Here is an 845-nt window from a genome sequence, read left to right as displayed (position 1 = left end):
CTGCCGCGCACAGTCTTTTTTTGTCCACATGCCTTCTTGTAACTATAAAAGCTGAAGTTTCCAAACACGCTCTAAAAAAAACAGCTTGTCAAAGCAGGCAGTATTATCTATAGTAGTAATTCCCAATTGGGGGCGCATTGGTTTCGACGGGGATGTGGAAACCAAAGTTGCAGGTCGAGGCGCCGCTGGCCTCGTAAAAAGCGGCACAAAAGTAATTGCCAACAACGATTACGACTACGCTTACGCTGCCTAAAAACAGCGAGGCACCTGACCACATTTGATGGTCACGTCAGACGGGCCGACGCCTGATACGTCCGGCTGGCGACATCGCATCAGGCTGGTGGAGCTTGGCGCCTGCCGGGAGTTTCCACGAGATCTGTACCGGCGGGATTGCTGCTCTGTGCCCGGTCAGGGGCGAGCAGGGTGGTGAAATTTGTTCCTGACCTAAACCTGTAGACGCTTTGCGTGGAATGTTCTCGGACGGGGGTTCGACTCCCCCCGCCTCCACCATCAGCGCATGTCCCAGAGGCCCACGGTGTATCAAAAGACACCGTGGGCCTTTTCTTTTCGCGGGGTTACAGTCCCTTGCTGTCCCGGTTTGTCCCTGTTTGTGTCATGCAAGCCCCTTCGCCCATCGAGAGTAGCATCTGCCAGTATTCCATAGAAAACCATCTGGTATTATATCGTATATCCCTGCGACAAATCTAGCCTGGAAGTTATTTGATTGGTTTTGCAGATCCCGAAAGATGATTCCGTCCTTTGGAACGATTCTAGATAGTGTCGTCAAATTATGTTTGCCCACAAAGATATGCATCTGATTTGAACGGCGGCAAGAAAAGATGCAC

The 845-nt window shown here is 51.2% G+C and carries 1 other RNA gene; it reads left to right on the top strand.

The features are described 5' to 3' along the window. Positions 1–128 precede the first annotated feature (128 nt). Positions 129–510: a transfer-messenger RNA gene (ssrA, locus tag HF854_RS12390) on the top strand. Positions 511–845 lie beyond the last annotated feature (335 nt).

Source organism: Desulfovibrio piger (genome assembly GCF_012843875.1).
Classification (GTDB): Bacteria; Desulfobacterota; Desulfovibrionia; order Desulfovibrionales; family Desulfovibrionaceae; genus Desulfovibrio.
The sequence above is the reverse complement of the archived record's forward strand: the minus strand, read 5'-3'. Positions and strand labels throughout refer to the sequence as shown.